3 protein-coding genes are annotated in these 3,416 nt (G+C 64.3%); all 3 read left to right on the plus strand.

Annotated features, from left to right (window positions below; translation table 11 throughout):
• On the plus strand, positions 1–807 hold an 807-nt coding region (locus tag VGR67_16195; GenBank protein HEV8337952.1), incomplete at its 5' end, for an ABC transporter ATP-binding protein.
• Between the two features lie 130 nt (positions 808–937).
• The gene (locus VGR67_16200) at positions 938–1,921 is read left to right on the plus strand and encodes an ABC transporter permease (GenBank protein HEV8337953.1); all 984 of its coding nucleotides are present in this window, start codon (positions 938–940) and stop codon (positions 1,919–1,921) included.
• Between the two features lie 231 nt (positions 1,922–2,152).
• Positions 2,153–3,310: an IS481 family transposase gene (locus tag VGR67_16205; GenBank protein HEV8337954.1), complete on the plus strand. Its 1,158-nt coding sequence runs from the start codon at positions 2,153–2,155 to the stop codon at positions 3,308–3,310.
• The last annotated feature ends 106 nt before the right edge of the window (positions 3,311–3,416 follow it).

The raw sequence follows: 3,416 nt of genomic DNA on the forward strand, positions 1-3,416 counted from the left end.
AACGGCGCGGGCAAGACGACGACCATCCGGATGCTCGTCGGCCTGGCGCGCCCCGACCGCGGGCGCGTGCGCATCCGGGGCTTCGATGTGTCGCGCGATTTCGCCCGGGCCATGGCGCATGTCGGCTCGATCGTCGAATCGCCTGACCTCTACAGCTACCTGACCGGGCGGGAGAACCTGCTGCACTTCGCGCGGATGCTTCCCGGCGGGGCGGAGGAGCGAATTCCGGAGCTCGCCAGGCTCGTAGCGCTGGAGGAGCGGCTGGACGAGAAAGTCGAGACCTATTCTCTCGGAATGAGCCAGCGCCTGGGGATCGCTCAGGCACTGCTGGGCGCCCCGGATCTCCTCATCCTGGACGAGCCGGCCAATGGCCTCGACCCCGCGGGAATCCGCGAGATCCGGCGCCTCGTCCGCCTGCTGGCTTCGCAACGCGGCATCGCCGTTTTCGTCTCGAGCCATCTTCTCTCCGAGGTCGAGCAGATGTGCGATCGGGTCACGATCATCCACCGCGGCCGCGCGCTGGCCACCGGGCCGGTGCGGGAGCTGCTCGACCGCTCCTCTTCCGGCGCGACGCGCTGGCGCGTCCGCCCCGCCGCCCGAGCCGCGGAGGTCCTTCGCCCCTTCGGCGGCGGAGAGCCCCCCCTGCTCGAAAACGAGGAGACCGTGATTACCCACACTGAAAGAGAAAAGCTCCCGCAAGCCGTCGCGGCGCTCGCCCGCGAAGGAATCGAGATCTTCGCCGTCGAGCCGAAAGCATCCTCGCTGGAAGAAGTGTTTCTGGAAGTCACGGGAGGAGAAACCGTCTGAGGAATTTAAGATTGAGAGATTGAAAGATTGACGATTAAGCACGCACGGAGGATACGACGAGTCAATCGTCAATCAGTCAATCAGTCAATCCGTCAATCGTCAATTGCGACTCGAAGCGAAGGATGAACGAATGAGATTTCTTCCCCTTGTCGAGAATGAAGTGCTGAAGCTACTCAAGCGCCGCCGCTTCCGCGTCGTGCTCCTGATTCTGGTCGCGCTGATCGGGCTGATCGTGTATGCGCAGATCAAGGGGCGCGAACGCTTCCTCGGCAAGGAGAACTGGCGCGTGCGGGTCCAGGAGCGCATCGCCAGGATGCAGAACCAGGTGCGCTCGGGACGGATGCCCAGGACGGCGGAACGCTGGACGCACTTCGAGATGGCGCGGCTCCAGTATCACGTGGACCGCAACGTGGACCCTGACGCGATCAGCGGGCCGCTCTTCGTCAGGCTCTTCGCCAACGCTTCGAGCTACCTGCTCTTGCCGCTGCTGGCCCTGGTCTTCGGCTCGGACATCGTGTCCTCGGAGTTCTCGCAGGGGACAATCAAGCTCTTGCTGACGCGGCCGGTCTCCCGCGCCGCCGTGCTCGCATCCAAGCTCGCCGCGCTCGTCCTCGCGATCACCCTGATGGTGCTCGCCGGAGGCGCCGTGGCCTACGCCTTCGGCGGCGCGGCGTTCGGCTTTGCCGGATGGGGCGCTCCGGTCCTGACGGGGTTTCGCCTCTCCGGCGCCGACGCTTTCGACGTCACGACGGTCCGTTCCCTCGTCCTCTGGAAAGACACGCTCCTCGTGTTCGGCCTGGCCTGGTTCGCGGCCCTTTCGGTCGGAGCCCTCGCCCTTCTGACTTCCGTTCTGCTGCGCTCGACCGCTGCCGCCATGGGGACGATGTTCGCGGCGCTCATCGCCGGAACGATCCTGCCGCGAGTGGCGCCGTCGTGGGAGGCGCAGAAGTACCTGTTCGTAACGAATCTCCCGCTCCCCGACTATTACTCGGGCTCTCCCCCGCCGATCCCGGGCATCACGGTCGGCTTCGCGGTGACGGTCTTGACGATCTGGGCCGCCGCCGCGGTCCTCGCGGCGTTCGTGGTGTTCCTGCGCCGCGACGTGCTCGCGTGAGGATGTCCTTTTCTAACTTGTCATCCCTTCGCTCTCTTTCCTGTCATCCCTTCGCTTCTTCTCTGTCATCCTGAGCGCAGCGAAGGATCTGCTTTTCTGGTCAAGCTGTGCCTTCCAGCTCAGGGCAAGCTCTGAACGCTGCGAAGGGTACAGACCGGGGACATGGGTAACAGATTGGACCGGGGAGATAGGTGACAGTTTCGCGCAGGATGGGCTCCGAGGAGGGGCCAGATGCCATGGAGCGAGACGACACCGATGAGGGAGCGAGTGAAGTTGGTGGCAGCATTCAGCGATGGGATCTTTTCGATGACGGAGCTGGCACAGCTGCATGGGATCAGCCGCAAGACGGGGTACAAGTGGGTGGAGCGGTTCGAGCAGGAAGGGTTGGACGGGTTGAAGGAGCGGTCGCGGGCGCCGAAGAGTTCTCCGCACCGGACGCCCGAGCAGGTCGTCGGTGGGGTGCTGGAGGCGCGCCGGCGGCATCCCAGCTGGGGGCCCAAGAAGTTGATTGCCTGGCTGGAAGACCATCGTTCTGAGCAAACCTGGCCGGCCGCTAGTACGGCCGGAGAGATCCTTAAGCGCCATGGTCTGGTGCGAGGCCGGCCCTTCCGCCGTCGGGTGGAGCATCCGGGACGCAGCCTTTACCCGGCGCTGCAACCCAACGACCTGTGGACGGCGGACTTCAAGGGGCAGTTCCGAACCGGGGACGCCCGCTACTGCTACCCGCTGACGGTTGCCGACTTTCTGAGCCGGTACCTTTTGGGTTGTCAGGCTTTGCGCTCCAGCGGGACGCAGAGCAGCCGGGCGATCTTCGAACGGCTGTTTCGGGAATACGGCCTTCCTCAGGCCATTCGCACCGACAACGGCGCCCCCTTTGCCTCCATTGCCATCGGAAGGCTCTCGGCCCTGTCGGTCTGGTGGATCCGGCTGGGCATCCTGCCCGTTCTCATCGAGCCGTCCCATCCCGAGCAGAACGCCAGCCATGAACGGATGCACCGTACCCTCAAGGAAGAGACGGCCCGCCCGCCGCAAGCCAACCTTGCGGCGCAGCAGAGACGCTTCGATCGCTTCCGTCGCGAGTACAACGAGCAACGCCCCCACGAGTCTCTGTGTCAAAAGCCTCCTGCCACCCTCTACCGACCCTCTCCACGTCCCTTCCCGCAGCGGCTGCCGCCGCTGGAGTATCCGGGTCATTTCGAAATCCGCCGCGTCGGATCCAACGGCTGCATCAGCTGGAACTCCCAGTGGCTTCATTTAACCCAGGCTCTGGCTGATCAGGACGTTGGAATGGAGGAAATCCACGACGGCGTCTGGTCGATTCATTTTGGCCCGATGCTGCTCGGACGCTTCCACCAGGGCGAGGTGAGACTACGCGGGGTCCACTCGTGAGCAGACGGGGCACCGGGCTATGGACGTTGCGCAAATCGCTGCGCGATTCCCGCAATCGCCCACAGCCCCGACTACTAAGCGCTAGAGAGAAATCAACCAAAACTGT

The organism is Candidatus Polarisedimenticolia bacterium (genome assembly GCA_036004685.1).
Classification (GTDB): Bacteria; Acidobacteriota; Polarisedimenticolia; order Gp22-AA2; family AA152; genus DASYRE01.